Annotated in this window: 25 protein-coding genes and 2 pseudogenes; 18 read left to right on the top strand and 9 right to left on the bottom strand. The window is 68.8% G+C overall.

What is annotated here, in order from left to right; translation table 11 throughout:
• Positions 1-36 precede the first annotated feature (36 nt).
• From OG266_RS19845 to OG266_RS19825, 5 genes are all read right to left on the bottom strand, one after another.
• Positions 37-282 (bottom strand): hypothetical protein, encoded by a 246-nt coding sequence (locus OG266_RS19845; protein ID WP_371547444.1) that lies wholly within the window; start codon positions 280-282, stop codon positions 37-39.
• Entirely contained in the window at positions 279-827 is a 549-nt protein-coding gene (locus OG266_RS19840) for a pentapeptide repeat-containing protein (RefSeq protein WP_371547442.1), read from the bottom strand. Before OG266_RS19840 ends, OG266_RS19845 begins: the two co-directional genes overlap by 4 nt.
• 63 nt (positions 828-890) lie before the next feature.
• The gene (locus OG266_RS19835; protein WP_371547439.1) at positions 891-1,742 is read right to left on the bottom strand and encodes a hypothetical protein; all 852 of its coding nucleotides are present in this window, start codon (positions 1,740-1,742) and stop codon (positions 891-893) included.
• Positions 1,743-1,851: 109 nt separating this feature from the next.
• The gene (locus OG266_RS19830) at positions 1,852-2,067 is read right to left on the bottom strand and encodes a MarR family transcriptional regulator (protein ID WP_266457219.1); all 216 of its coding nucleotides are present in this window, start codon (positions 2,065-2,067) and stop codon (positions 1,852-1,854) included.
• On the bottom strand, positions 2,064-2,372 hold the full coding sequence (locus OG266_RS19825; protein WP_371547434.1) for a hypothetical protein: 309 nt from the start codon (positions 2,370-2,372) through the stop codon (positions 2,064-2,066). The genes OG266_RS19830 and OG266_RS19825 overlap by 4 nt, the downstream gene beginning before the upstream one ends.
• A 958-nt stretch (positions 2,373-3,330) precedes the next feature.
• Between OG266_RS19825 and OG266_RS19820 the strand changes: the two genes are divergently transcribed.
• The 6 genes and pseudogenes from OG266_RS19820 to OG266_RS19795 all read left to right on the top strand — a co-directional run bounded on the left by OG266_RS19820 (position 3,331) and on the right by OG266_RS19795 (position 10,731).
• Positions 3,331-4,857 (top strand): ATP-binding protein, encoded by a 1,527-nt coding sequence (locus tag OG266_RS19820; RefSeq protein ID WP_371547431.1) that lies wholly within the window; start codon positions 3,331-3,333, stop codon positions 4,855-4,857.
• On the top strand, positions 4,757-5,419 hold the full coding sequence (locus OG266_RS19815) for a response regulator transcription factor (protein ID WP_371547427.1): 663 nt from the start codon (positions 4,757-4,759) through the stop codon (positions 5,417-5,419). Before OG266_RS19820 ends, OG266_RS19815 begins: the two co-directional genes overlap by 101 nt.
• Positions 5,420-5,563: 144 nt before the next feature.
• Positions 5,564-6,166, top strand: coding sequence for a carbonic anhydrase (locus OG266_RS19810; RefSeq protein ID WP_371547425.1), 603 nt, complete (start codon positions 5,564-5,566; stop codon positions 6,164-6,166).
• A gap of 147 nt (positions 6,167-6,313) precedes the next feature.
• Positions 6,314-8,041 (top strand): SulP family inorganic anion transporter, encoded by a 1,728-nt coding sequence (locus OG266_RS19805; protein ID WP_371552873.1) that lies wholly within the window; start codon positions 6,314-6,316, stop codon positions 8,039-8,041.
• 1,083 nt (positions 8,042-9,124) lie between these two features.
• A pseudogene (locus OG266_RS19800) lies at positions 9,125-10,038 on the top strand (aminoglycoside phosphotransferase family protein).
• Positions 10,039-10,731, top strand: a complete 693-nt coding sequence (locus OG266_RS19795; RefSeq protein ID WP_371547422.1) for a class I SAM-dependent methyltransferase — start codon at positions 10,039-10,041, stop codon at positions 10,729-10,731.
• A gap of 667 nt (positions 10,732-11,398) precedes the next feature.
• Here OG266_RS19795 and OG266_RS19790 read toward each other — a convergent pair.
• Positions 11,399-11,677: a GntR family transcriptional regulator gene (locus OG266_RS19790; RefSeq protein WP_371547420.1), complete on the bottom strand. Its 279-nt coding sequence runs from the start codon at positions 11,675-11,677 to the stop codon at positions 11,399-11,401.
• A gap of 147 nt (positions 11,678-11,824) precedes the next feature.
• Here OG266_RS19790 and OG266_RS19785 point away from each other — a divergent pair, with 147 nt between their 5' ends.
• From OG266_RS19785 to OG266_RS19760, 6 genes and pseudogenes are all read left to right on the top strand, one after another.
• A complete protein-coding gene (locus tag OG266_RS19785) occupies positions 11,825-12,040 on the top strand; it encodes a hypothetical protein (RefSeq protein WP_371547418.1) in 216 nt (71 codons plus the stop codon).
• 419 nt (positions 12,041-12,459) lie between these two features.
• Complete coding sequence (locus OG266_RS19780) at positions 12,460-13,047, top strand: DUF4352 domain-containing protein (RefSeq protein ID WP_371547415.1); 588 nt, start codon at positions 12,460-12,462, stop codon at positions 13,045-13,047.
• The gene (locus OG266_RS19775; protein WP_371547412.1) at positions 13,032-13,484 is read left to right on the top strand and encodes a hypothetical protein; all 453 of its coding nucleotides are present in this window, start codon (positions 13,032-13,034) and stop codon (positions 13,482-13,484) included. Before OG266_RS19780 ends, OG266_RS19775 begins: the two co-directional genes overlap by 16 nt.
• Positions 13,485-13,520: 36 nt before the next feature.
• A complete protein-coding gene (locus OG266_RS19770) occupies positions 13,521-13,982 on the top strand; it encodes an SRPBCC family protein (RefSeq protein ID WP_371547409.1) in 462 nt (153 codons plus the stop codon).
• 434 nt (positions 13,983-14,416) lie between these two features.
• Positions 14,417-14,608 (top strand): annotated as a pseudogene (locus OG266_RS19765) (hypothetical protein); the annotation flags it as partial.
• A 404-nt stretch (positions 14,609-15,012) separates the two neighbouring features.
• Positions 15,013-15,561 (top strand): hypothetical protein, encoded by a 549-nt coding sequence (locus OG266_RS19760; RefSeq protein WP_371553187.1) that lies wholly within the window; start codon positions 15,013-15,015, stop codon positions 15,559-15,561.
• Between the two features lie 13 nt (positions 15,562-15,574).
• Here OG266_RS19760 and OG266_RS19755 read toward each other — a convergent pair whose 3' ends face one another.
• Positions 15,575-15,817, bottom strand: coding sequence for a hypothetical protein (locus OG266_RS19755; RefSeq protein WP_371547406.1), 243 nt, complete (start codon positions 15,815-15,817; stop codon positions 15,575-15,577).
• 137 nt (positions 15,818-15,954) lie between these two features.
• Between OG266_RS19755 and OG266_RS19750 the strand changes: the two genes are divergently transcribed.
• From OG266_RS19750 to OG266_RS19725, 6 genes are all read left to right on the top strand, one after another.
• Positions 15,955-16,278, top strand: coding sequence for a hypothetical protein (locus OG266_RS19750; RefSeq protein WP_371547403.1), 324 nt, complete (start codon positions 15,955-15,957; stop codon positions 16,276-16,278).
• An 11-nt stretch (positions 16,279-16,289) separates the two neighbouring features.
• Positions 16,290-16,946 carry a nucleotidyl transferase AbiEii/AbiGii toxin family protein gene (locus OG266_RS19745; protein ID WP_371547400.1) on the top strand — a complete coding sequence of 219 codons (657 nt, stop codon included), beginning with the start codon at positions 16,290-16,292 and terminating at the stop codon, positions 16,944-16,946.
• Between the two features lie 1,026 nt (positions 16,947-17,972).
• Positions 17,973-19,148: a DUF3500 domain-containing protein gene (locus OG266_RS19740; RefSeq protein ID WP_371547398.1), complete on the top strand. Its 1,176-nt coding sequence runs from the start codon at positions 17,973-17,975 to the stop codon at positions 19,146-19,148.
• Positions 19,145-20,554 carry a HupE/UreJ family protein gene (locus OG266_RS19735; protein WP_371547395.1) on the top strand — a complete coding sequence of 470 codons (1,410 nt, stop codon included), beginning with the start codon at positions 19,145-19,147 and terminating at the stop codon, positions 20,552-20,554. Before OG266_RS19740 ends, OG266_RS19735 begins: the two co-directional genes overlap by 4 nt.
• A gap of 198 nt (positions 20,555-20,752) precedes the next feature.
• A complete protein-coding gene (locus OG266_RS19730; protein ID WP_266457172.1) occupies positions 20,753-21,793 on the top strand; it encodes a substrate-binding domain-containing protein in 1,041 nt (346 codons plus the stop codon).
• A gap of 210 nt (positions 21,794-22,003) precedes the next feature.
• On the top strand, positions 22,004-24,175 hold the full coding sequence (locus OG266_RS19725) for an RICIN domain-containing protein (RefSeq protein WP_371547390.1): 2,172 nt from the start codon (positions 22,004-22,006) through the stop codon (positions 24,173-24,175).
• Positions 24,176-24,249: 74 nt separating this feature from the next.
• Here OG266_RS19725 and OG266_RS19720 read toward each other — a convergent pair whose 3' ends face one another.
• Positions 24,250-24,408 carry a hypothetical protein gene (locus OG266_RS19720; RefSeq protein ID WP_371547388.1) on the bottom strand — a complete coding sequence of 53 codons (159 nt, stop codon included), beginning with the start codon at positions 24,406-24,408 and terminating at the stop codon, positions 24,250-24,252.
• A 16-nt stretch (positions 24,409-24,424) separates the two neighbouring features.
• The gene (locus OG266_RS19715) at positions 24,425-25,996 is read right to left on the bottom strand and encodes an oleate hydratase (protein ID WP_371547386.1); all 1,572 of its coding nucleotides are present in this window, start codon (positions 25,994-25,996) and stop codon (positions 24,425-24,427) included.
• Positions 25,997-26,144 lie beyond the last annotated feature (148 nt).

Here is a 26,144-nt window from a genome sequence, read left to right as displayed (position 1 = left end):
CGAACCCGGAACGGTTCACACGCGGCTGATCGTCTGTTAGTAAGCGGCAGGTCGCCAGCCTTGACGGTCAGGCGGCGGTCTGTTCGCGGCGTACGGCGTCGGCGATGTCGACGAGGTCCCACATTCCGACGGCGGGCCGGGCGTGCCGGTGGCTTGGAGGGCGGCTCGGGTGACGCCGCGGCGGCGGGCCCACTCGCGGAAGGCGCCCGCTGTCAGGCCGAGCGAGTACGTGGACTGGGCGGTGGTGACGAGAGGCCGGCTGTCCTTGCCCGATGAGTTCATGCATCGAATTGTGACGCTTCTCCGTCGCCTTCCTCGGCGCGAAGCTCCTCCATGCGGCGTTCGATGATCGCTGTACGTGTGAGAGCGGCGGGCAGTTTTGTGGAGAGTTCCAGCTTCGCGTCGGCGATCTGTTCGGGCGTCAGATTCTTCGCCCCAGTCAGGTCCGTTCCGTCAAGCCAGGTGTTGGTGAGGTCGGCACCCAGCAGGTTGCAGCCGGGCATGCGGGCGTTGATGAATGACGCTTCTGCTAGCTGTGCATCAGTAAGATCCACACCTCCCATGGAGGCGCCCGCAAAGATGGCCCGCTCCGCTTGGGCCTTCCAGAGCGCGGCCTTGCTCATGTGCGCCGCGTGAAGGTCTGCCTCCGTCAGGTCGGCCCCGAAAAAGTCTGCTTGGTCGAGGATGGCTCGGTTGAAGGAAGCCCTGCGCAGCGAGCTTCGGGCCAGGCTGGCTCGCTGAAGCAATGAGCTGCGAAGATCGACGCCATCGAAGTTGGCGTCCGCCATGCTGGCGCCGCGGAGATCAGTGCCGCGTAGATCGATCACCTGCGGGTTGCGGATGGGGCGTCGGCCGAGGACCGTGAGTGCCGCCTGAACGTCGTCGTCGGGCTATTCACTGCTGTCGTCGGGCTCGTCTTCATCGGTCTTGCCAGCGCGCTGGCGGATGAAGGCGGCCAGCACTTCAACGATCGTGGGGTGGTCTTTCTCCGAGTCGCGGATGATGCGTTCCAAGGAGTAGATGCCGCCGAACCTCTCGGTGAGGTTGTCCGAAGCCAGGAGCTTGATCGCTTCGACGTACCGCCCGGTGACCTGTCCCTCGCGACTCAACTCCGCCTGCTCGCGGTCCTTCTCGCGGGTGTGCTCGAACAGTGCCTCGGTGTGCGCGAACTGCTGCTGCGCGAGGGCGAACTGCTTCTGTGTTTCTCCGAGCTGTTCTCGCGCGACCCCGTGGTTCCTGTAGGCCAGGTAGAGGCTTCCAAGTGCAATGAGGCCAGCGAGTACGGCAACGAGTGTTGTGCGGAAGCCGGTGATGAGGATCCCGGCACCGGGCTGAAGAGTCTTGTCCCGAGCGTTGTCGCCTTCGACTGCCCACGGCAACCAGCTGAGCACGACGATCAAGCACCAGAAGACCGCCACCGCGACCAAGACTGCGGTAACGGTCTTCGCTGCCGAGAAAGCGACCTGCTTCACCTTCGGCTTCATGCCGATCAGCATGGCCCGCCCGGCGACACCACAACCGCCGAACACCGATGTCCAGAGTAGAAGTTGAGGTTGGATTAGTTGCTCGCACAGCGGCCGTCGGCCGGAGGGGAGCAGAGCGTCGTGAGCCATCTGGATTACGAGCAGGTCCTGCACCGGGTGGACCGCATGGCGGCCCAGATAGACAAAGCCGAAGAGCTGGCCCAGGGCGGCGACCGTAGGCTGTGGCGGACGCTGTTTGATCTGCGCCTCGCGGTCCATCGGCTGCAGAGAGAGATGCGGGGCGGGCAGGCCCTCGGCGAGGCTACCGACAACCCCGCCGGGAACGATGGCTCCCCCGGCGAGTAAACGGCCCGCGCAGACGCAGGAGTCAGCGGGCGAGCCGGCTCGCGCGCGAGGCACGCCGCTCGCGGGAGAGGAGTCCGCGCTTCTCAAGCTGGTTGAGCTGGTGGAGCACCGATGACGGGCTGCTCAGCCCGACCTGCTTCCCGATCTCGCGGATGCTCGGGGCCTCGCCGTGTTCGGCGATCCACTCCCGTATGCACCGGAGGATGCGCTCTTGGCGGTCGGTGAGGGGGTAGATCATGACCGGTTCCTGGCTCGCCCGGCCGTCAGGAGCGTGATCGGCAACAGGATGAGCATGGTCGTCCAGTAGGCGAGCGTGATGAAGATCGGCTCGCCGATGAACAGCATCAGGAGGAAGGCGAGGATGTCGCCCTTGACCACCTGCAGTTCAAGGAGGGGCAGCCGTCCCCCGATCAGGAGGATCGCGCTGCACCAGGTCGCCCATATGCCCATAGTCACCGCAGCGAGCAGGGCCGAGCCCTTCACCCAGCCGGGCCGTACGGTGCGATCGGCTCTGACCCAGCCGGGCCGTACGGTGTTGTTCATGGGGCCTCCCGAATATGACACTGGCATGCGGCGAGTGGAAGTGCCTCAGTGTCGCGGCCGGGCGGAGCCTGTGAGTCCGCTATGGATGGTCGTAACGGCTTCGTTACGGAAAGATTTCTTCAGCTACTCGCGGTAACAGCAGGCTCCAGGGGCGGCGCGCTGGCGGCGCCCCTCTCGGGGAGGGCCGGGTCGTGCGCGGGCTTCGTGGCCGTGTCGTGAAGCTGCCAAGTGCCGCTCTGTGCAAGGGTGTTGACTCCGCGACCACCCGCAGTCCCGTGTGACACTTCCGGCGCACGGCGCGCGGTGCCGCTGTGGTCCTCCGGCCAAGGGGACCCGCGTGGCGGGACCGGCGCCGGGGTCCACCGTTGCCCGGGGTGCCGAGATGACTGGTGGGCCAGGCTCGGTCCGCGATCCGGACATCGTCGAGTTGTCGCCATGGGTCCGGAATCGGGCGGCGTATCCGGCCGTGGTGGGAGATGAGAAAGCTCTCCTCTTTCATCAACGTGTTCGAGTGAGACAGCAGACTGGCCCGATGACGCTTCGGAAAGTGAGTGTGGTGATCACTGTGGTGTGCGCCTTGGCGGCCGGGGGAGCGGTGGTCGGGCGTCTGTGGGCCGGTGGTGGCGATCCGCCGTCGCTTGGCCCGGGAGTCGTCGTGTCGGGAAGCGGCAGTGATGGGCCGTTACCGGGCCCGACGTCGCGATCAGCCTCTGCCACCTCCGGAGCGTCGTCGTCTCCCGTGTCACCGGCTGCGTCACGGCAGTCGTCTTCGCCCAAGGCTCCGCCGTCGGAGCCCGGCGGGCAGCCTGTCAGCACGCCGCCACCCCACAGCAGCGATGACATCAGCTCTTCTCCCAGCACGACGACTCCCACGCCGAGCAGCAGCGGGAGCGCCAGTGGTGGGGGCGACGACGGCGGTGACGACGGCAACGGCGGTGGCGGGGGGGATGGGTGAGCGATGCGCAGGCGCACGCCGAGCGCGCGGTCGCGCATCGTGGGATGGATGCTGCTCCTGGTGGGTGCGGCCCTGGCCGCGCCGACCTTCGGTATCACGGTGATCTGGCAGGCGCAGCTCGATAGACAGGTGGACGAGCAGCTGCGGCGGGAGGCGGACAAACTGCGCCGGTTCGCCAAGACGGCGCGCGAGCCGTCCAGCGGGCGGCCCTTCCCCGATGCCGCTTCGCTGCTGACCGCGTTCATGACAGTCAACCTGCCGAGCCGTGAGGAGGCGTTCTTCAGCATCGTGGACGGCCGTGCCGACCGGCGCAGCCCGAATGAGGTGGCGGCCCGGCTGGACCGCGATGAGGCCGTCGTCAGGCGGCTGGCCAGAGTCCGTGGCACGGAGATCGGCTGGCTCGACTCCCCGGCCGGGAAGGTGCGTTACGGGGTCATTCCGGTGCGCGTGGAGGGCGACCCGCACGATGTGCGGCTGGTGGTGCTGGAGTTCCGGGACCGTCAGCTGAGCGAGGAGCGCCAGGTCGGGAAGCTGTTGCTGGTCACCGGCGGTGGTGCGCTGCTCTGCGCGGGCCTGGCCAGCTGGCTGGTGGCCGGCCGGGTCCTGGCGCCGATCCGGCTGGTCCGGCAGACCGCCGAACGGATCGGTGAGTCCGACCTGACACGGCGGCTGACGGTTACGGGAACCGACGATGTGGCGGCGCTGGCCCACACCTTCAACCACATGCTGGACCGTCTGGAGAGTGCCTTCACCACGCAGCGCCGGTTCCTGGACGAGGTGGCGCACGAGCTGCGCACCCCGATCACGGTGGTCCGCGGGCACCTGGAGCTGATGGACGAAGACGAGGAGGCCCGCGCCGGGACACGGGCACTGGTCGTGGACGAACTCGACCGGATGACACGCATCGTGGGGGACCTGCTTCTGCTGGCCAAGGCGGAGCGCCCGGACTTTCTGACCTTCGGTGAGACGAACCTCACCGATCTGATCGTGGATGTGGTCGCCAAGGCGCGGGCCCTGGGGGACCGGCACTGGAGAGTCGCGGCGGTGTCCGAGGCCACCGTGCTCGTCGATGGCCAGCGGCTCACCCAGGGGCTGATCCAGCTCGCGGCGAACGCGGTGCGGCACACGCGGGACGGCGACCTGGTGGAGATGGGCTCCGCGGTGCGTGAGGGCCGCGTAGTGCTGTGGGTGCGTGATTCCGGGCCGGGCGTCGGGCCCGAGGACCGGGAGCGAATTTTCGGCCGCTTCGCCCAGGCGGGCCGTGTCGCTTCACCCGATCCCGCGGGCACGGGGATCGGCCTCGGGCTTGCCATCGTCCGCGAGATCGCGCAGGCGCACGGCGGCACCGCCTGGGTGGAGGACGCCGGGGGCGGGGGTGCCCGATTCGTCATCGACCTGCCTGCTCACTTCCCTTGGCAGAGAGGACACCATGAACAACCGGATTCTCATAGCGGAGGACGAGGCCAGGATCTCCGCCTTCGTCGAGAAGGGCCTGCGCAGCAACGGCTTCGTCACCACGGTCGTCGCTGACGGGCTCTCCGCGTACGAGCAGGCGCGGGTTGGCGGCTGCGCCCTGCTGATCCTGGACCTGGGGCTCCCGGTCTGCGACGGGTTCACCGTGCTGCGCAAGCTCCGCGAGGCCCGCGTGGCCATCCCGGTGGTCATCCTGACGGCCCGGGACAGCGTGTCCGACGTCGTCGCCGGGCTGGAGGGCGGCGCCGACGACTACATCTCCAAGCCGTTCGCCTTCGAGGAGCTGCTGGCACGGGTGCGCCTGCGGCTGCGCGGGGAAGGCGCCCCGGAGGCGACACTGCTGCGCGTCGGCGACCTCGCCCTCGATCTGCGCACCCGCCGCGCGCACGTGGACGGGCGGGTGGCGGAGCTGTCCTCGCGGGAGTTCGCCCTGGCCGAGGTGTTCCTGCGCAATCCCGACCAGGTGCTGACCCGCGAACAGCTGCTCAGCCGCGTCTGGGGATTCGACTACGACCCGGGGTCGAACATCGTCGACGTCTACGTGCGCTACCTGCGCCGCAAGGTGGGAGCTGGCAGGGTGGAGACCATCCGCGGCGTCGGCTACCGGCTGCGCGCCTGACCAGCGGGCTATCTGCCGAATAAACCTCTTTGTCGTGTCCATGAGAACACTCTCACCGTGGTCTCACAGGTAACTCACGCCACCCTCACAGTCTCTTCACTGAGCGGCATCCACCGGGGATGTCCGGAGTCAGGAGACGTGAGGATGAGCGACCTTTTTCAGCGGGCTCGGTCCTTTCGACATCGCATAGAGCCCAACGGGGAACTGTTCCGGCGGTTCGCCGCCGGACAGTCCCCCACGACCCTGTTCATCAGCTGCTCGGATTCGCGCGTGGTCCCTACCCTCATCACCCGCGCCGCCCCGGGCGAACTCTTCGAGCTGCGCAATGCGGGCAACATCATTCCGCCGTACCGGCCGAGCCGGCGGTCGGGGGAGGCCGCCACCATTGAGTACGCGGTCCAGGTGCTCGAGGTCTCCGACATCATCGTCTGCGGGCATTCGCACTGCGGCGCCGTGGGGGCCCTGGCCCGCGGTGAGGATCTGACCACGCTGCCCAGCGTGGCGGGCTGGGTGGCGTTCGCCCGGCCCTCGCTGGCCTCGCTGCTGGGCACCCCGCCCGAGGACGCGGCGATGTCGAAGATCGTGCAACGGCACGTCACCGCCCAGCTGGAGACGCTGCGCGGCTACCCCCAGGTCGAGCGCAGGAGGGCCGAGGGCCTGCTGAACCTGCACGGCTGGTTCTACCGGGTGGACACCGGAGGGGTCTGGGAGCGCGACGACATAGAGGGGACCTTCGGCCGGCACTGACACCGCGCCCCCGCTCGCCACTCCCACCCGCACCGGGCAACCGGTGTGAGTGAAAGGAGCATTGTGTCGAACGCACGAAATCGCAGTGCACGCCATGCGCGAAGGGCTCCCGGTCAGTCGGCCGGTTCCGCCGCCCCCGGCACGGACATCGTCGCCTCACTCGTCGTCTTCCTGGTCGCCCTCCCGTTGTGCATCGGCGTCGCGGCCGCCTCCGGCGTCCCGGTCGCCCTCGGCATCATCTCCGGGATCATCGGCGGCCTGGTCGTCGGCTTCCTGCCCGGCAGCCGTCTCCAGGTCAGCGGACCGGCCGCCGGACTCGCCGCGCTCGTCCTGGAATTCGTCGGCGCGCATGGTCTGGCCCTGCTCGGCCCCGTCGTCCTGGTCTCCGGCCTGATCCAGATGGCGCTCGGCGCGCTCCGCATGGGGCGCCTGTTCCAGTCCATCTCACTCGCCGTGGTACAGGGCATGCTGGCCGGCATCGGGCTCCCCCTCATCCTCAGCCAGACCTACGCCCTCACGGACTCCAAGCAGCTCGGCTCGGCCCTGAAGAACATCGCCGGCCTCCCCGACCTGATGACTGCCGTCTTCGCCGAACCGCACAAGCGCTACGCCCTCATCCTCGGAGCCCTCTCCCTGGCCTTGTGCTTCCTGTGGAAGAAGGTTCCCGCTCCCCTCGGCAAGCTGCCCGCCCCGCTGGTCGCGGTCATGCTCGGCTCGGTGCTCGCCGCTCTGCCCGGCTTCGACGTCAAGCGCGTGGAGGTCGGCAACCTGCTGGGGGCAGTGCACTTCGCCGGGCCGAGCGGGTTCGCCGGACTCGCCGAACCCGAAGTGATCACCATGGTCATCACCTTCGCTGTCATCGCCTCCGCCGAAAGCCTCTTCAGCGCCGCCGCCGTCGACAAGATGCACGACGGGCCGCGTACCCAGTACAACGCGGAGCTGTTCTCCCAGGGCGTCGGCAATACGCTGTGCGGGTTTCTGGGTGCACTGCCCATGACCGCGGTGATCGCCCGCAGCGCCGCCAACGTACAGGCCGGAGCCAAGACCAAGGTCTCCCGCATTCTGCACGGCGGATGGCTGCTCGGATTCGGGCTCCTGCTCCCCGGCCTGCTCGGGCTCATCCCCGTGGCGGTGCTCTCCGGGATCCTCGTCCACGCCGGCTGGAAGCTCTTCGACCCCCCTGCCTTCCCGAAGATGTGGCGGACCGACCGCGGCGAGGGCATCGTCATGATCATCACGACCCTTGCCATCATGGTCGCCAACCTGCTCGAAGGAGTGGTGGCCGGCCTGGCCGTCGCCATCGTCCTGGTCGCCCTGCGCATGTCCCGGATCACCATCCACAAGACCACGGACAACGGCACCGTACGCCTGGAGATGCACGGCAACGCGACCTTCCTGCGGCTGCCGCGCCTGATCGAATCCCTGGAGTCGGTCGCGAACGAGCGAAGGGTCCAGGTGGACCTGACGCGCGTGCAGCACCTCGACCTCGCCTGCCGCAGCCAGGTCGAGGAATGGGCACAGCAGCGCCGCAAGGCGGGCGCCGAAGAGGTGCAGGTGCTGCTGCCGGGAGCCGAACCGCAGGCGGACGCCCCTGCCCGGCATTCCGAACAGGAAGCCGACACCCGGGAGTTCCAGGTGCCCATCCCCGGGCCCCGCCGGCCACAGGACGTCAGGCCCCCCGCTGCACCGGGCCGGTACGACCCCGCCGGGGTCCCCGAGCACGGGTATGCCGCGCAGGTTCCGGTGTATGTGCAGCAGTACGCGGCTCCTCCGCACCACTACCCGTACAGCCACGGCATCGCGCCAGAGCCCGCGTACTGGACCCCGGAGGACGACCGCGCCGCGCAGGCCTACTGGGATGGAAATCAGAGGTGAGGTGGCTTGTGAGGATCGCTCTCAATAGGGCGTGGAACGCCGAGAGAAGACCCGACACGGGCTGGACGGGGATCCGTCCCGTGTACCGGCCGCACCTGGTGGACTTCGCGAGGCCTGCGCAGCCCCCGCCCGCACTCCTCCGGCTGCCGACGCGTCGCCACCTCCGGACGGGCGGTCGCAAGGAACCCGGCGTGTCAGAAGACGACCAGTTCTTCCTGCTGATGTGCGGCATGTATCAGTTCCTCACCGCACCCGAGGACGCGGCGGGGCCGGCGGCGAAGGCATCCGCCCCGCGAGCCCCGGCCCGCTCCGAAACCGATAGCCCGGCGCCCCCTGGCGGCGCACCGAATCTCCGCCCGCGGATTTGACCCTCCCGTGCAGGTCCGTGCAGGCGGCCAGGCCCCGGTTGTCTAACCCGACTCCCCCAGCCGGGGCCGCGGGAGCCCCTCCTGCTGTCGACGAGGAGGGGCTCTCGCGCGAGCAAGCTCACGGGATCACTCGGCCCCCGCCCCCGGGGGATGTGGTTGCGCTCCTCACCTCGCACCCTGCGAAGGCGGTTGTCCCGTACCTCATGTACGACTCTTCTCCGCGATCGCTCAAGGACCACGCCATGCAGCATGCGGCACAGAGCAGCCGCCCGGATCAGCCTGGCCGCGATCCAGCGCTCCCGGGGGCCACACGGCCCCCGGGGTTCCGTACGCCCCGCCGTGGGCCCGGCCCTTCAAGTGTCCGGAGCCCGCCTGGCAGGAGACGAAAACGCCGATGCCGACCATCGGCACCACGGCCCATCACAGCTGACTGGTTCAACGAGTACCGCCGTGTCGAGTACGCCAAGACCCGCGCAGCACTCGGCGGGCGCCTGGTGTACAGCCTGCCAATCCGCGCCGGGACCGCCGCGAGCTGATGCGCCCTGCGGTGCCTCGACAGCCAATACCCCTGCCCATCCGGCCCGGTTCAAGGCCGGCGGGATCGAGCTGATCCACGCCCAGCGCGCGACTTCGGCCGCGTGGAGCCCCAGCCGAAGTCCCGGGCGGGCCGACCGGCTTCGCGGGACACCTCCTCTCCGCTCCAGGAGCATCGCTCATGCACAATCCCCTCACCACCACCCTGCTGACCAACCTGTGCACCCTCACCGGCCGGCCCACACCCACCCGGGAGGAGATCCGGCTGCGGCCGACATCGGGATTCGAGCGGGTGACCTTCCCCGACGGCCGGACGGCGATCTTCAAGTACGCCGAGAAGCCCTTCCACAGCGAGGATCTGGCCCTGCGCCTCGCGCACCTGCGCGGTATCCCGGTGCCGCAGGTCCGCTCCTCCGTCGTACGCGACGCCTGGCTCGGAATGCTCCTCGAAGACCTCGGCACCCCCGTCCGTGACGCAGACGATCCCGACGGTGCCGCCGCCGCAGTCGTCCTGCACAGTGCTCCCGCGGCGCCCTTCCTGCCCGTACTCCATGAGGCGGGACTCCGCGCCCTGCCGGACCGGGCGCTCGGCCATCTCGACCAGCTCCGCAGGCCGACCGCTGGCAGGACACGGGCGACATCAAGGAGGCCCTGGACCAGATCGCCCGGGCCGCCACCGCCCGCGCGACCGGAGCCGCCGTGGCCCCGTTCGGCTGGGTGCACGCCGAGTTCCACCCCACCAGTCTTCACATCGGCCCCACCGGCTGGCGGCTACTGGACATGGCACGCGCCTTCACCGGCCCCGGCCTGCTCGATCTCGCCAGTTGGCACACCACCCTCCATGCCCCCGACCCGCTACGACTGGGGGCCTTCCTTGAGCAGTACGTCACCGCAGGCGGCGCCCCGGACGTACTCGCCCAGCGTGGCGGCGGCCTGGCCGCGGAAGCGTGGGCCGTGGGCTGGCACCGGATGTGGGTCACCGAGCGGTTCCTGGAGCAGATCGTCCGATGGCTCGATGCCCCGGCCACTGATCTCGCCTCCATCAAGGTCGTCCGCCGGCACCTCATCGACGTACTCCAACTCCTGGAGGTCTAGGTGCCTGCCCAAGTCTCCGCCTGGCACTTCCAGGCCTTCCAGCGAAGTGCCGCCGGGCCCGCTCAGGCCCTGCCCGTACCCAAGCGCATGGAGTGGACCACCCGCCGTGGCCTCGGTCCCGGTGCCGAGATCCTCGGCAGGGACCTGCGGCAAAGGAGTGTGCTGGAACTCGGCTGCGGTCCTGGTCGCAACGTCGCTCACCTCGCCGCCCGCCACGGCGCCATCGTCACCGGGGTGGACCTGGTGGGTCTGCAGGTGCGCCGCGCCCGCTCCCACTACGGGCGGCTGGACAGAATCACCCTCGTGGCTGGCCACGCCGTGACCTTCCTGCAGGCCACCGGGGGACAATACGACGCGATCTACTCGGTGTTCGGCGCCATAGGCCTTGTCTCCCCGGAACTGCTGCTGCCCGCCATCGCCGAACACCTGAGGGCCGGACGCATCCTTGCCTTCTCTGTCCCGCACCCCGCGCGTGGAGGTCGCCGTCCCTCGTCGGATGACCGGCCCCGCTGGGACTTCGTCACTCTCCCTGACGGCTCCCGACTTCCCATCGCGCGCTGGGAGTTCGACGCCAACCGCTGGGACGCTCACCTCGCCCGTGCCGGCCTCAGGGCGACTTCGGCCAGGGAGTTGCGCGGTTCCCGACATGACCGCTGGCCGACCACTCTGCTGATCACTGCACGTAAGACCTGACGCGCATGTCCCAACACGCCTCTGCTGATGAGCCGTGCGCCTGCATACCGGCCGTAGTCCGATGGCGCCCTCACCGCACGCGCGAGACATGCGGCGGGGGCGTGCTGCATATCCATATGACGCAGCGGCGTGGAGGGCCGGAAGTCGTGGATCAAGGGTTCGTGCGTGCGAGCACTCCAAGGCAACGGGCAGCAGCACGGGCTTGGTGGTGGCTATCGCCTGCGCGGCTGACCCGCCGCTCCACCCCTATGTGGCACATGCGTGAGAACTCTCTCACTGTGATCTCACGGCTGACTCACGCAAACACCACAGGCTTATCGCATGCGACATCCGCCGGGGATGTCCGAAGGCCGGGTGGAGGTCCATCGAATCGCCGTCTGTGGACCTTGATCCCCGTCGGTCCTCAAGGCGGCAGTCCTCGGTCGCCGTACGGTGGCCCGGCGACCGAGGCGCGAAAGTCCCCTCCTGCTCGACCGGGAGGGGGTGTGCCACCGCGGCGCCCCTCCTGTACCCGCGAACGGGGCGTAAGGCTGTCCGTCGGACGCGGGAAGGCATGTTCCGGAAAGGTGTTCGACATCAGGACCCCAGCCCTCTCGCCTCGTGGCCGACACGACGACGTCGTCGGTCTCAAGTCCCCCGTGACAGGTGGCCCGCAGCGCAGCGCGTGCTACTCGTCGTTGTCGGGGCCATCCGCCGACGGCTCGACGACGAAAGTGCCCTTGCCCACCACGGTGTGGACAAGACCGCGCTCGCGCAGCTCCCGGACGGCGCGGGACGCGGTCATGCGGGCGATGCCGTAGGCCGCCGCGAGGTCCAGCTCGCCCGGCAGCCGCGAGCCCGGCTTCAGCTGGCCGCCGGCGATCTGCCCGGCGATGTGATCGGCCACGACCATGTAGACGAGCTGCGGCCCGCGCGGATCGAGCACTGGCATGTCGTTCTTACCCATACCGATCACCGTAGGGTGCCGTTGACCTGCAAAGACACACACAGGCCTCCACAGCTGCCTACAGTGCCCTATATGCTGGAAGGGAGAGCCTCCGGCGACCACTGACACGGCGCCGGGAGGTGGCCACCGCTGGGAAGGAGCGTCGACATGCACGACCCCGACCGCCACCCCGCGGACTGGCCGACGGTCGGTGGGCTGGCCGTAGACATGCAGAGTGACCGCATCGGCGTCGTAATGGGGCACGTCGGGACGAATCTCCAGCTCCGGCCACCGGGCGGCGGCCGCGAATGGGACGCCGCCCCGCAGCACGTGCGGCCCGCCGAACCCGCAAAAGAGCCCAGCGCCAACGGGGAGGCACGGTGACCACGCCGGAGAGACCCCGTCCGCAGGGAGGCACACTGCCGCGACCACGCGTGCTGACGCAGACCCCCGTTCGGTGTGTGGAGCCACCGACGGGACGGCGGCCCTGGTGCGGGCCGTCGGCGCCGGGTCCCTCCGCCGCTCCCCCGAGGCGGAGGGACCCGGTGAGGCCTCCGGCCGCACTGTCCCAGGGGGACACGGCCGGAGCGGGTCTTGCGCGTCCGAGAGCACTGCGCTCGTTGAACTCGGTGACAGACCACGGGACCCCGGCGGGCCGGGGGGCGAGAGACATGCGCACGAACCGACGGTGCCGTCAGCCCAAGCGCCTACGCCGAGGCCCTGCCTCTCCCCACCCGGCAAACGCCCGGAACAGCACGGCTACGGCCCGGCCGACGAAACCGGCCCGCACCCCGGGAGGCACCATGCGCACCAGACTCGCAGCACTCACCACCGCCACGGTCCTCGGCCTCGCGCTCACCGGCTGCAGCGGCAACGACGACTCGGTCACCACGAAGCCCGAGCCGAAGGCCACCTCCAGCAAGACCGGGTCCGACAAGTCGGAGGCCCCACAGGATCCAGCCCAGGAAGAGCCTGCCCGCATCGGCGACACGATCACCCTCGCGGGCATGGACGACGGCTCCGAACTGAAGGTCACGATCCTGAAGTACGTCGATCCGGCGAAGCCCGCCGACCCCGAGATCTTCGGACCCGAGGGCGGCAAGAAGTGGGTGGCCGCCCGCTTCCAACTGGTCAACACCGGCAAGAGCACCTACTCCGACAGCCCGAGCAACGGGGCAAAGATCGCCGACACCGGAGGGCAGCGCTTCGACAGCACTATCGGCGACATCACCGCCGGACCGGTCATGACCAGCGATCTGAGCCTTCCCGTCGGGGAGAAGGCCGTGGGGTGGATGGTCTGGGAGGTCCCCGCGTCCTCGAAGGCCGCGACGATCCAGTGGGCCATGGACTCCGGGTTCGCGGGCGCGGTCGGTCAGTGGAACGTCAAGTAGCCGCCTGGGACGCCGCCCTGCTCGTGATGACTGCGGGCTGCGGCAGTAGCGGAGGCGCCAAGCCCGCGCGCACGGTGACGCAGACCATCACCGAGACGGCGACCGGGGCTGCTGAATCCGCGCACACGGTCACCGTCACCAAGATGGCGGCCGCGCCGATCGTGACCGTGAGGCCGAAGCCGAAGCCGGCCGCGGCGACCATCCCCGGCGAAGGCACCCACGTGGTCGGCACCGACATCAAGTCCGGCGCCTACAGGACCGCCGGCGCCTCGGACCCCGGCTTGTCTCTCTCCTACTGGGCCCGCCTGGAGGGTACGTCCGGCGACTTCGACGAGATCATCGCCAACGGCACCACGACCGGGCAGACCACGGTCACCGTCAAGGCAACGACGGAGCGTTCGAGACCTCCGGTTCTGAGGTCGGGCACAAGGTCCTGAGCCACCGGTGGTTCGGACAACCTCGGAGGAGGCCACATGCTCGAAGCAAGGATCGAGGACAAGGTTCTGATCCACGCCCCGGTGGGCGCCGTCTGGCAGGCGATCAAGAACCCGCAGGTGCACGCCCGCTGGCATCCATACATCGTTCGCATCACCGGCGATCACCGTCTCGGAGCGATGCGGATCTGCTCGGTCGTACTCGGCGGGAAACCCGGCGCGACCCAGGAGCGCTGCATCGAAATCGAAGAGGACGATCAGTGGCGGATCACCTGGGCGATCGACGACGACACCTCCGGGTTCAGCCGCCGGGTCTCCGACTGGCGGGCCGGCTTCGACCTCGAACACCGCGAAGGCGGGACCCTGGTGACGGCGCACAGCACGTTCCGGCCGAACAACGTCCTCGTCTGGCTGATGAACCCCCTGATCGGGTGCAGGTTCCATCACACCCAGCGAACGATCCTCAAGCGCCTCCAGAACTTCGTCGAGGAAGGATGCTGACGATCGGTGGTGCCGGGGCCAGGCCTGCGCTCTTACGGAGCCAGGCGCAGCGCTCCCGGCACCGGATGGAGTCGGCCTGACGGCCGCCTCAACGTGCCTGGGAGCCATGAGTGCTCTCTCATCGTGATCTCACAGATGACTCACACAAACCCCGGATGGTCTTTACGCGCGACCTCCACCGGGGACGAGCGAGAGCCGGATGGAGGCCCACCCAATCGCCGTCTGCGGGCCTTCACGCCTCAAGGGTCCTCACCGGCGGTCGGCCCCGGTTGCCGGTCTGGTCACACAGCCGGGACCGCGAGTGCCCTCTCCTGTGACCGCAGGAGAGGGCACTCGCCAGCGGCCGGACGTACTGACAGCGGTGCACTGCCTCGGCTGCGCCACACCGCTACGGTCGAGAGCAAGGAGCGTCGGTGATCGCCAAGCAGACCGACATGCCTCGGGCTCTGACGCGCGAGGAACTGCTCGCGCTGCCGGCGGCCGTAGACCTGGAGACGGCGAACCGCGCGCTGTCTCTCGGCCGGAGTACCGGGTATGCGCTCGCCAAGCGTGGTCGGTATCCCTGCACGGTCCTCCGTACGGGCAACGCGTACCGGGTCGTCACCGCCGACTTGCTCAGGGTGCTGCACATTGATGTACCCAGCAGGCTGCGGTGCAGCCAGAAGACGCACCGCCCGGGTGCGGCCACGGTGGCGGCTGTCGCCGAGATCCTGCAGGACGCCGACTTCTACCTCGCCGATCTCATCGCCGCCTTCGCTTGGCCGCTGCTGCTCCAGGCCGGAGGCCTCGCCGAACTCGCCTCAGGGAAGCTGGCGTTGACCACCCGCGGGCGGGCCGCCCTGACCAAGCCGCCCCATGACACCCTCAGGCTCCTGTGGCAGCGGTGGCTGAACCGCGCCGTGCTGGATGAGTTCTCCCGTATCGAGGGGATCAAGGGCCAACGCGCGGCGGCAGTGCTGTCCGCCGCGGGGCCCCGCCGTAAGACGGTTGGCCAGGCCCTCGCCGCCTGCGCACCGGGCAGTGGACCCAGGTGGACGACCTGTTCGCGGCCATGCGCAAGAGCGGGCTCGACTTCACCGTCGCGCGCAGCGACCGCGCCCTGTGGAAGCTGTACCTGCAAGACCCGCAGTACGGCAGCCTCGGCTACGACGGATTCCACGACTGGCCCCTGCTCCAGGGCCGCTACACGCTCGCCGTCCTGTTCGAGTACGCCGCCACCCTCGGCCTCATCGACATCGAGTACGTTCCGCCCGTCGGCGCCCGCGAGGACTACCGCGACAACTGGGGCGGCGACGACCTCGACCAACTCTCCCGCTATGACGGCCTGCTCGCCCTGCGCCTGAAACCACTCGGCGCGTACGCCACCGGCCGCGCCACCGCCTACATCCCCGCGCCGATGCCCGTCGGCACAGACTGTTGCGGCATCAAGGTTCTGCCGAATTTCGACATCGTCGCCCTCGACGGACTGCGTCCTGCCGTCGCCCTGCTCCTGGATGCCTTCGCCGACAAGACCTCCGACCGGGTGTGGACCCTGAGCGCCGCCTCCCTCCTGAGCGCCCTGGACACCAAGCGCCCCTGAAGGAGCTCCGCCGTTACCTTGCCCAGGCGTCCTCGCAGCCGCTGCCGCAACCCGGAACGGTACAGCCACTCTGCTGGACGACACCGAACGCCGCCTCGGCAAGGTCCGCGACACCGGCCCGGTCCACCTCATCGAGTGCGCCGACGAAGCCCTGGCCACTCTCCTTGCGGGCGGCCGCCGCCTGCGCGCCCTCTGCACCCGCCTCGGTGAGCGGCAGCTGGCCGTCCCCGCCGAGAAGCTCCCCGCGTTCCGCCAAGCCCTGCTCGCCCAGGGCTACCCACTGGCCTGACCCGGACGGATCCGCGGGCTCAGCCTCCTGCAGGCCCTGATCGACGGCTCCCCCTGAGTAGATGGCTGTGGCTGTCCGGGGCCGAGGCTGGGCATACTGAGCGCATGGAGACACGGGTGCGGTATGCGGAGATCCGGCCGTACACGGTTCCGGAGACCCTGGATGAGCTGGCCGGTCCGACGGACGGGGTCGTGGCTTTGCCGACCGCGTTGGACTGGACACCGAAGAGTGCCTACGACCTGTCGGACGACGTTGACCTGCGGATGCTCTATGAGACGGTCATCCGCGAGGCCATGCATGTGGAGGAGCTGCGGCAGTTCCTCGACCCCGTGCTTCTCTCAGCCGTGTGGCAGAGGCTGTGGCTTCCGCCGCGGGTGCGGCTGATGTGGGAGGTGCGCTTCCCGGAGCTGGCCCGCAGGGCTGCGTAGGATTCGTCGGCATGGATCCGTTTCACTCCCGGCTCGCCCGTATCGGTCTTGGAGCCGCCGCGAGTTACGGCTTTGTCCTGGCCGGCGGGTATGCGGTGCAGGTGCACGGGTTCCTGGAGCGGCTGTCGGATGACGTCGACCTGTTCACGGACAACGCTGACCCGGTTGCCTTCTCCGAGGCAGTCGGTGCGGTGGCTGCGGCGTACCGGGCGGCAGACCTGACCGTTGAGGTGGAGAAGTCCGGTGGGGTGTTCGCCCGGTTCGCGGTTGCTGACGAACGGGGACACACGGCGAAGGTAGAGCTCGGGTGCGACTGGCGGGCTCGGCCGCCTGCTGTTTTGGAGATCGGTCCCGTACTGCACCCCGACGACGCGGTGGCCAACAAGGTGACCACGCTGTTCGGACGGGCCGCGCCGCGTGATTACCTCGATGTGAATGCCGCGCTCGCTTCCGGGCAGTACCCGGGTGATCGGCTGCTGGAGTTGGCGTCGGAGCACGATGCTGGGTTCGATCCGCGCTATTTCGCCCAGGCGCTGCGGGCGGTCGACCGTTGGCCGGACCGGGAGTACGAGGTCTACGGCGTCGATGGTGGCCAGGTGGAGGCCATGCGTCGACGGCTGCGTGCCTGGGCCGCAGAGATCCTCGGTGAACGGATCGACGAGAGATGACCCAGCCGACCCTGGCGCCAACTGGTGCGGGCTCTTTCACCGGTTATCGGTGCTTCGGCGCACGAGCAGGAGCAATGCGCCCGGGCAAGGCAGTCGGCGAGTATTCCGAATTTGAGGCTGAGGGCCAGGTGGCAGCCAGGGTGAGGTGGTACGTGGGGCTGCGCGCTGCCCGAACCCACCAGAGGGGCGCTTGTAGAGGTCCCACAGTGACTTCCGCTCGGCCCTCCGGCCGCCCGACAGTAGCGCTGACAGCCGAGTGGCAGTCTCGCGGGCGGGCCGGTGAGAGCCCCACCGGTGGACAGCCGGTGGACAGACGCCTTTGGACGGTGCATCACGGGGTGGCACGGGTCAACCTGTTGCACGTCCTCTGATCAGGTAGAACATCACCGGACAGCACGACGAAACACCACGCAACACGAACACTCATGGTCTCGTAATGCGTAGGTCTCGGGTTCGAATCCCGAAGGCGGCTCTGTAGAAGCCTCAGGACTCACTCGCCGTGACCTGGGGCTTTTGCTTTTTTCGGACGCGGTGACGACCCGGTGACGACGCGATGGTCGACGCAGCCGCGATCGACGTGACCGCGTCATGCTCCCGCGCCCTGCCCCCTCGGCCGCGCCATGCTCGCGCCACCTGCCCCCGGCCGGTTATCGGCAATAGCAGGAAATTCTATTCGCGCGATAAGAGCAGCCTGTCAAATTCGTAAGCGAATTCAGTGAATTCACCCTGTGCTGTGGCGCAACCTAGGAATGTTTTTGTTCATCTGAAGATGCATTGAGATTCCGGTAAAACTGTCGATAATCTTGTCAACAATCGTACGGACGGCGCGCAGGCGTCTGCCGTGCGCTTCTGTCCTGCCCGTAGCTGCTGATGAGCGGTCGAGGTCGCAGCGGAACGGGCTTCGTTCCAGGCTTGAAGGAGTGGTTCATGAGCAGAGAAAGAACCCGTCGAGTGCGTATGCGGCGGAATTCGCGGAGGGTGGCCGGTGCCATCACGGCGGTCGTCCTTGTCGGCGGTGGCTTTGCCGTGGCAAACGCATCGACGGATATATCGACAGGTAAATCGGCCGCAGGCGTCCAGCGCCCCGTCGACAAGCAGGCCACCGGCACCAAGGCCGTGGTCAGCGCCGCCAACGCGTTCCTGAACACGCTGGACGCCGACCAGCAGGCCGAGGTGCTCCTTGAGCTCACCGAGGCGAACGCCACGGCGTGGTCGAACCTCCCCTGCGGGTCGACCTGCCGTCCCGGCATCGAGCTCGGTTCCCTGAGCGACACTCAGCTGGCCGCCGCCGTGCAGCTGTTGAAGGTGGCCACGGGCACCGGCAAGGGCAGCGGGTACGACCAGATCACGCAGATCATCAAGGCCGACGATGTGCTTGCCTCGGTGCAGGCCACCAGCTCCGCGGGGTCGGGCCCGGCGCCCTCGGACACCGCGTCGAGCACGGCCTCGGCCGACCCGTCCGCCACGGCGGTCCCGAGCTCCACGGCCACTGACGCTCCGACCGGCGCCCCGCCCTCCGGCGGCACCGGCGGAGGCGGCTCCTTCGGCTACGGCAGTGGCCTCTACTACATGGCGTTCCTGGGCACCCCCTCGGCGGACGGCACCTGGCAGCTGCACTTCGGCGGCCACCACCTCGCCGTGAACCTCACCTACAAGAAGGGCAAGGTGGCAGGTGCCAGCCCCTTCTTCATCGGGGTCGAGCCCACCAGCTGGACCGACGACGACGGCACCACGTACTCGCCGCTGGAGGAGCAGCGCAACGGCATGCTCGCGCTGACCGGCAGCCTGAGCACCGAGCAGTTGGCCACGGCCAAGCTGTCCGGGACGTACAACGACGTGCTCCTCGGCCCGAGCGAGGACGGCCAGTTCCCGGAGACCAAGGAAGGCATCAAGGTCAGCGAGCTGTCGCCCAAGCAGAAGCAGCTGGTCCTGAAGGCCATTCACCCCTGGGTCGCCAACGTGGACGACGCCACCGCGAAGAAGCTCATGAAGACGTACGAGCGTGAGCTGAACGAGACCTACGTCAGCTACTCCGGCGGCACGGCCCTGGACACCCAGGGCGACTACGTGCGCATCGACGGCCCCGGCGTGTGGGTCGAGTTCGTCTGCCAGAACGGCCTCGTCATCCAGGGCAAGGTCCACTACCACACGGTGTACCGCGACCACACCCGCGACTACGGCAGCGAGTTCTCCTTCTCATGACCCGACCGCGAAACTGGCTGACCACAGCACTTCGCCTGGTGGCCGGGATCGCGATCGCGGTACCGGCGGCGCTCCTTCTCGGAGCGTCGCCGGCCGCCGCGCATCCGATGCCGCACTCAGTGGTCCAGCTCGACGTGTACAAGGACTCGGTCACCGCGCGCCTTGAACTGCCCGTCGGCGACCTCGCCACGGCCGGCGGCATCGATCTGACCACCATCGAGTCGCCCGCCTTGTCCACCAAGGCCAAGGCCGTCCGCACCTACCTCGCCCAGCACATCCGCCCGACCACGCTCAAGGGCGAGGCCTGGCAGGTCAGCATCGGCGCGCTGAGCCTCAGCAGCACGGAGCAGACCTCCACCGGCCCCTACCGCGAGCTGATCGCCAAGGCCGTGCTCACCCCGCCGGCCGGTGCCGACGTACGGCACTTCAAGCTGGACTACGACGTGATCGTCCACCAGGTCGTCACCCACGTGGCGCTGGTGACGGTACGACAGGACTGGGCCGCCGGTCAGGTCGGCGACGACGTGAGTGCCACCCAGGTCGGCACCGTCCGTCTCGACGTCCGGAGCATGACCGTTCCGGCCCTGACCGTCGACCTCGGTGACGGCAGCGCCTGGCGCGGCTTCCTCGCCATGGTCGAACTCGGCGGCGACCACATCCTCACCGGCACCGACCATCTGTTGTTCCTGCTCATCCTGCTGCTGCCCGCACCGCTGATGGCCGCCGGGGGACGCTGGAGCGGTCTGGTCGGCGCCCGTGCCGCGCTCGGGCGAATCGGCCGCATCACGATCGCCTTCACCGTCGGCCACTCCGTCGCGCTGGCCGCAACTGCCCTCGGTCGCCTGGAGATTCCGGTGTGGCCGGTCGAGGCGTTCATCGCCGCGAGCATCCTCGTCGGCGCCGTGCACGCGATCCGCCCGCTGTTCGCGGGCAGGGAAGCGGTCGTGGCCGGAGTCTTCGGGCTCGGCCACGGCATGGCGTTCTCCTTCGTGCTCGCCGAGATGCAACTGTCCACCGGACAGCTCGTGTTCAGCCTCCTCGGCTTCAACCTGGGCATCGAGCTGGTCCAGCTCCTCCTGGTGTGCCTCGCTCTGCCCTCGTTGCTCGTGATCGCGCGGATGCGGGTACAGCCCGCGCTGCGGGTGGGCGGCGCGCTGCTCACCGGCACGGCGGCCCTCGGCTGGCTGGCCGACCGGCTCGGCATGCCCAACCCGGTCGCCCGGGCGGCCGACAGCGCCGGATCCCACACCACGCTGATGCTGGCCGTCCTCACGCTCGCCGCGATCGCGGCCGTCGGCTGGACACTGGCCACCCGCCGGCGCGCGCTGTCCGAACCGGGCGAGGGTGTCCGCCTCCGGCTCCGACGGTTGCGAGCCGAGAGCCGAGAGCCGAGAGCCGAGAGCTGAGAGCTGAGAGCTGAGAGCGGGAGCCGGGAGCCGGGAGCCGGGAGCTCAGAGGTGGATCCTCCTGCGGTGGGACGGAGGGCGGCGTGTGCATCGGTCTTGCCTCCGGCTGCCGTGCCCCGTTACCTTGCGGCGAAGTTTGTGGACAGATACGCGGTGCGGTCCGGCGTATCGGTGTTCGGCGAGCGGAACGGGCATCGAGTGACAGGTCGCGGCAAGGGACAGCTGGAGGCGCAGTACGGCCTCCTGACGAGCATCGCCGGTGAGGCGGGAGTCTCGCTCAGCACGGTGTCGAAGGTGGTGCACCGGCGCCGGGACGTCGGCGCGGCGACGCGTGAGCGGGTCGAGGAACTGCTGGCGCGGCACGGGTTCGTCCGCCCGTGGGAGCGGGATCCCGCGACGCCCAGGCAGATCATCGCGGTGTTCCGGGACCTGTCGGGGCCGTACACCCTGGAGGTGGTCCGCGGCATCGTGGACGCGGCCGGCGGGCTCGGGATCGACGTGGTCACCGGGACGACGAGCCGACGGTCGATCTCCGGGTGGCTGCAGGAGTGCGTGGCGCTCGGTGCGGCGGGGATCGTCATCGTGATCTCGATGCTGTCCGAGGAGGACCAGCGCCGCATCGTCGAGCAGCGGCTTCCGGTCGTCCTGATCGATCCGCTCAGCGCGCCCTCGGAGGACATACCCAGCATCGGGGTGACGAACTGGAGCGGTGCCCGGGACGCCGTGAAGCATCTGCTGGACCTCGGACACACCCGTATCGGCATGGTCGCGGGGCGCTCGCACTCGCTGGCCGGGGCGGCGCGCGTGCACGGTTACCGGGCGGCGCTGGAGGAGGCCGGGCTCGCCTACGACCCGGCGATCGTCCGCTCGACCGACTTCGACTACGCCGAGGCGCTCGCCACCAGCGCGCAGATCCTGCGGGCGGACGACCCGCCCACGGCCGTCTTCGCGGCCAGCGACGCGCAGGCGCTCGGCGTGCTGGAGGCGGCCCGTCAGTTGGGGCTCGCCGTGCCGGACGACCTGGCGGTGATGTCCTTCGACGACACGCTGGTGGCGGCCATGGCCTGCCCGCCGCTGAGCGCCGTACGACAGCCTTTCGAGGAACTGGGGCGCGAGGCGACCAGGGTGCTCCTGGAGCTTGCCCAGGGTCGGGCGCCCGCGTCGCCTCGTATCGAACTGGCCACGGAGCTCGTGCTGCGGACCTCGACGTCCGTCCGCCGACGCGTCAATACCGCGTAGCCCGCGACTGTGCGAAACACTTTCGAAACGCGCCGGTGACATCGCGGTGTCGGCTCCGAATACTGGGCGTCCTACCCAGCGCACCCTCAACTCCCCTTTTATGAAACGAGGCGCGCGCTCCCCCCGGGTGAAAGGAACGCCGTGCTCGCGACAGCCCGCCCTCCGGCCGCCGCCGTCAGGCTCAGACGAACCGCGATGACAAGGCCCTTCATGAGTAAGGCTGTTGCGGCAGTGTCAGCCTTCGGCGTCGGTCTGGCATTCGCCATTGCCTCCGCGACCGGTGCGCAGGCATATCAGCCGAGCCCGGCGAATTTGTATGTCGCGGACAATCCCGCCGCCTGCAACAAGAATCCCTGTGTTCTCTATCCGAAGTCGGCCCAACTCCCGGGCGGCCGGCTCGTGGCGGCGTTCGAGAACAGCCAGACCGCTCCGGTGGGGCAGACGATGCCCATCCACAAGAGCGACGACGCCGGTACGACGTGGCAGAAGCTGGCCGATGTCAAAGCCCCCGCCTACCTGTCCAGTGACGCCAAGTACGCGAAGTACACGAGCAACTGGACCAACCCGTATCTCTACGTGCTCCCGCAGAACGTCGGAAACCTGAGCGCCGGCACGCTGCTGCTCGCGAGCATCGTCTCGGGGGACGACTACTACTACCAGGAGCAGAAGGCCGCGAACTCCAGCTGGACGCCGTCGGGTGACGGCGACCGCAAGGACGTGGCGCTGGCGCTGTACTCCAGCACCGACCAGGGCGCGACCTGGAGCATCCAGAACATCATCGCCACCGGCGGCTGGCAGGGCGGAAGCGCGGGCGCCATCGGCCGCGTCTCGAACGCCAACACCTCCGCCCAGGTCGACCCGCTCTGGGAGCCGCACCTGGTCGCCCGAGGCGGCCAGCTCGTCGCCTACTACTCCGACGAGAACGACTACCTCGGTTACAACGCCACCACCGGAGTCCCCACCCTCGACCCGGCCAACGACACGGCGGCGGACTCGGGCGGCCAGATCCTCGTGCACAAGACCTGGGACGGCGGCAGCGGCACATCCTGGAGCCAGCCGGTCGTCGACATCCCGGGCAGCACCGTGAACAACGGTGGCAAGTCGGAGATCGGTGGCGGCCGCCCGGGCATGACGACGATCGCCCCGACCACCGACGGCAAGTGGCTTCTCACGTACGAGTATTGGGGCGGCGGTACGAACGTCCGCTACCGGATCGCCGACGACCCGCTGAAGTTCTACGCCGCCGGTGACGCCGCGATCACCGCACTGCCCGTGCCTTCGGGCGGCCGCACGCTGTCCACGGGCGGCAGCCCGGTGCTCCTCCCGATGCCGGACGGGCGGATCGTCTACAACGCGTCCGGCAGCGGCAACGTCTGGGTGAACGAGTCCGGTCTGAGCACCGGCACTTGGAAGGAGTACCAGACGACGATGCCCAGCGGTTACAGCCGCAATCTCCAGTACGTCGAAGGCACGGGACGCGTCCTCATCCTCCAGGCCGCGTGGAGCGGCGGGAGTGTCGGGCCGGTGAAGTACGGCGAGGTCGACCTCGGCCGGTCCGACGGCGCCTACACCACCCTCGTCAACCGCCTGACCGGCCAGGTCCTCAGCCCCGACACCGGGAAGACGCAGGACGCGAACCTCACCGGCAACGTCCCCGACCTGGTCCTCAAGTCCCGGGCCGCCACGGACGATTCGCAGCGCTGGCATCTGACGGCCAAGGGCTCCGACGTCACCCTGCTCAACAAGACCGGCGGCCGCTCGGCCGCCATCTGGACCGGCACCGCGACGGCCGGGCAGAAGCTCGCCCAGTGGGTCGACGACGGAGCCACCGACAAGCAGTGGACCCTCGTCGCCTCGACCGACGGCTACTACAAGCTCCGCTCAGTCCTTAACACGAGCCTGTTCATGACGGGCTCGACGGCGGGCGGCTCCGTCACCGTGGCCGCGTCGACCACCGACGGTTCACAGGACTGGCAGCTTGTCCAGGACCCGCTGCCGACCGCCGCGTCCTTCACGCTGAAGGGCGCCAACTCCGGTCGCTGCCTTGACGTTCCGAACGCCGCGACGGGTGTGCAGGTGCAGATCTGGGACTGCTCCGGAAACACGAACCAGCTGATCACGCAGACCGCCGCGGGTGAACTCCGCATCGCGGGCAACTGCCTTGCCGCCAACGGCGACGGCACCACCGCGGGCACCAAGCTGATCCTCTGGGCCTGCAACGGCAAGTCAAGCCAGAAGTGGTGGTTCCGTCTGGACGGATCCGTCGTCAACCGCTCCAACGGTCTCGCCCTCGACGTCAACAACTGGGCCACGGCCAACGGATCGCCGGTCCAACTGTGGACGGCTCTCGGCAACGCCACCCAGAGGTGGAGCCGCGCGTAACGGACCAAAAGAGGGCGGCGCCACCAACCGACCGGTGGCGCCGCCCGCCCATGTGAGTCACTCCCGCTCGACCGTCACAGCCACCGCGTGATGCCGTACGACCGTCGCGTCCCGCTCCTGACCGAAGGGAGTTCCTCGGTCAGCGCGGTACGCAGGGATGCCGCCTCGACGCCGTTGCCGAGGTCGTCGCGGTCGGCGAGGACGTGGTTGGGGAAGCTGTAGCAGCCGAACATGGTCCGTGCGCCTTTGTCAGCGGCGGTGCAGGGTCTCCAAGGCCTCGACGAGGATCTTCGGGTCGTACTGGCCCTTGTAGACGGGCGGGGGCTGCCTGTCGAGCTTGAGGAGTTGGGCGACCGCGGTCCAGGCGGTGCGTACGGAGTACTCGACGGTGAAGACCACGTCGTCGGGGACCTCGGCGTACTGGCCGATGAACGCCAGGTTGGTGGAGCCCTCGGGGACGACCTGGGGGCGGTCGCCGGCCTTGCGGACCAGGAACTGGCTGGTGATGTACGGCATTTTCGCAGGGATCACGATGGAGCCGTCCAGGATCCGCTCGCGCTCGGCGAAGGGCAGGTGCTGAAGCACCTCGTCGAGGATCTCGCGGCCGGTGCACTCGGACATCGGTTTGTCGACGAAGTCGCCCTGCCTGTCGGGGAACAGGGCGTAGCCCCACCACACGAACGTGTCCTCGGGCTGCTCACGGAAGTGCGGCTGGTGGTTCAGCACGATGGTCAGCAGCCAGCTGGACTCCTTGAAGGTGATCAGGCCGCCCTTGCCCGCCTCGCTGCCGCTGAACTCCTCCATCAGCTTGAAGAAGAGCGGGTCCTTGGTGGTGACGGTGAACGACTCCCAGGTGGAGTCCTTCGTCGAGGAGTCGAACACCTTCGGGTCGCCCAGTCCGGCGCCGGGGCGTTTGGCGGCCAGGGTCTCCCACAGCTGCCAGGCGCCGCTGGAGGAGGTGGTGTCCAGGGCGGGGACCGTGTCGGTCGAGCCGAGGGTGGAGTTCGCGGTCATCGAGCCGTTGGTGACCAGGACCAGGTCGTCCGGGCCGACCGCCGTCTCGCCGGACTTCCCGCCACGGTCCCAGGTGAGGGCCTTCACCGTCAGCGCGTCGCCGTCGGCCAGGCGCAGGTCCGTGATGCGGGTGCCGAGCTGGATGGTCACGCCCTGGGCCGTCAGCCAGGCAAGGAGCGGGCGCACGATCGAGTCGAACTGGTTGAACCGGGTGCGGTAGATCCCCGACATGGTGTCGAAGGTCTTGAACAGGTGGACGAAGCGGTTGAGGTAGCGGCGGAACTCGATCGCGCTGTGCCAGGGCTCGAACGCGAAGGTCGTGCACCACATCGCCCAGAAGTTGGTGGTGAAGAAATCCTCGTGGAACAGGTCCGCGATGCGCTTGCCGTCCAGCAGCTTCTCCGGAGTGGCCACGCACTTCACGAGCTCGAGACGGTCGCGCTCGGAGAACGTCATCGAGTGCGCGTCGATGATGTTCCCGTGTCCGTCGACCAGGCGGGCGTGGTCGTCCCAGGCGAAGTCCTCGTGGAACGCGAACGTGTCCTCGGTGACCGACTTCGCCGGGTCGTCCAGCGAGGGGATCGACGACAGCAGGTCGTAGGTGCAGTCGAAGTGGACCTCGAACATCCGCCCGCCGCGCATGGTGTACCCGGTCTCGGGCGAACCCGCCGCGTCCAGGCTCCCGCCCTCGCGGTCCTGCTCCTCCAGGATCACGATGTCGTCCCCCGCGAACCCTCCCTCGCGGATCAGGAACGCCGCCGCCGACAGCGACGCGATCCCACTGCCGACCAGATAAGCCTTTGCCACAGTCGTCCCTCGTTCCGTGTCCCTCGAAGACAGCCACGGTCGGATACCGACACCGGCACACGGTTTCTCCGAGGCTGAATGAGCCCTCCATGGATCCCCTGCCGAGCCGGGCCCGACACAGGGAGGAGCCTCGGGTCCCCGGTTCGGC

Source organism: Streptomyces sp. NBC_00554, from assembly GCF_041431135.1.
Lineage (GTDB): Bacteria > Actinomycetota > Actinomycetes > Streptomycetales > Streptomycetaceae > Streptomyces.
Note: the sequence above shows the minus strand (reverse complement) of the source record. Positions and strands in the feature narration are given on the sequence as shown.

Coding starts and splice junctions, on each gene's coding strand:
- OG266_RS19835 (WP_371547439.1), bottom strand. CDS start 1,742: ATGGACCGCGAGGCGCAGATCAAACAGCGTCCGCCACAGCCTACGGTC.
- OG266_RS19845 (WP_371547444.1), bottom strand. CDS start 282: ATGAACTCATCGGGCAAGGACAGCCGGCCTCTCGTCACCACCGCCCAG.
- OG266_RS19820 (WP_371547431.1), top strand. CDS start 3,331: ATGCGCAGGCGCACGCCGAGCGCGCGGTCGCGCATCGTGGGATGGATG.
- OG266_RS19830 (WP_266457219.1), bottom strand. CDS start 2,067: ATGATCTACCCCCTCACCGACCGCCAAGAGCGCATCCTCCGGTGCATA.
- OG266_RS19825 (WP_371547434.1), bottom strand. CDS start 2,372: ATGAACAACACCGTACGGCCCGGCTGGGTCAGAGCCGATCGCACCGTA.
- OG266_RS19735 (WP_371547395.1), top strand. CDS start 19,145: ATGACCCGACCGCGAAACTGGCTGACCACAGCACTTCGCCTGGTGGCC.
- OG266_RS19790 (WP_371547420.1), bottom strand. CDS start 11,677: ATGGGTAAGAACGACATGCCAGTGCTCGATCCGCGCGGGCCGCAGCTC.
- OG266_RS19785 (WP_371547418.1), top strand. CDS start 11,825: ATGCACGACCCCGACCGCCACCCCGCGGACTGGCCGACGGTCGGTGGG.
- OG266_RS19720 (WP_371547388.1), bottom strand. CDS start 24,408: ATGTTCGGCTGCTACAGCTTCCCCAACCACGTCCTCGCCGACCGCGAC.
- OG266_RS19780 (WP_371547415.1), top strand. CDS start 12,460: ATGCGCACCAGACTCGCAGCACTCACCACCGCCACGGTCCTCGGCCTC.
- OG266_RS19725 (WP_371547390.1), top strand. CDS start 22,004: ATGAGTAAGGCTGTTGCGGCAGTGTCAGCCTTCGGCGTCGGTCTGGCA.
- OG266_RS19745 (WP_371547400.1), top strand. CDS start 16,290: ATGGATCCGTTTCACTCCCGGCTCGCCCGTATCGGTCTTGGAGCCGCC.
- OG266_RS19810 (WP_371547425.1), top strand. CDS start 5,564: ATGAGCGACCTTTTTCAGCGGGCTCGGTCCTTTCGACATCGCATAGAG.
- OG266_RS19770 (WP_371547409.1), top strand. CDS start 13,521: ATGCTCGAAGCAAGGATCGAGGACAAGGTTCTGATCCACGCCCCGGTG.
- OG266_RS19750 (WP_371547403.1), top strand. CDS start 15,955: ATGGAGACACGGGTGCGGTATGCGGAGATCCGGCCGTACACGGTTCCG.
- OG266_RS19815 (WP_371547427.1), top strand. CDS start 4,757: ATGAACAACCGGATTCTCATAGCGGAGGACGAGGCCAGGATCTCCGCC.